This is a genomic window from Corynebacterium sp. MSK044 (assembly GCF_030232825.1).
Classification (GTDB): domain Bacteria; phylum Actinomycetota; class Actinomycetes; order Mycobacteriales; family Mycobacteriaceae; genus Corynebacterium.
Genome location: NZ_JASPJJ010000063.1, coordinates 1 through 512 on the forward strand (window position 1 = coordinate 1; position 512 = coordinate 512).

Below are 512 nucleotides of genomic sequence, written 5' to 3' on the forward strand. Positions count from 1 at the left end.
AGCTTCAAGCATAGCGACGTCTTGTACTGTCGTCGCAGACTCCGCAATCGCATCCCAGTGACGCTGATGACCTTTAGTGGCAAACAAATACTGGAAAAACTCTTTGATCACCTCTCGGTTGCAATCAGCCTCTTCGGTACGGTGATCAGTTTCATAAAGCTCAAGCATCCGATCAAGCAACTGCACGTCCTGCCCACACAACCGCTCAAGACACTGAAACATAGGAAACCGCACCGCAAAACGCGGCTCCTTAAGATAACAAGCCTCAACAGCATCAAAATGCTCATAATGCCAAGGCTTACAATGCTCATTGACGACTTTCGCCAACCCAGCAGCAGCATCACCATCAGCACCATCGTTGAGCGCATCTGTCAACGCAGTGATGTAACCAGCAAGCTCTTGATCAGTCACAGGATCAAAACGGCTCGGCAAATCAGTAGAAGTAGGCATATCAGTTACGTCCTGTTAGTTGAAGTACACCGCAATAGCGTCACCACGGGTGCGCGCCGCAG

At 50.0% G+C, this 512-nt stretch carries 1 protein-coding gene; it reads right to left on the reverse strand.

Going from position 1 to position 512, the window contains the following annotated elements; translation table 11 throughout:
• Nucleotides 1–450: hypothetical protein (locus QP994_RS11085; protein ID WP_284866838.1), on the reverse strand; the 450-nt coding region annotated here is incomplete at its 3' end.
• Nucleotides 451–512 lie beyond the last annotated feature (62 nt).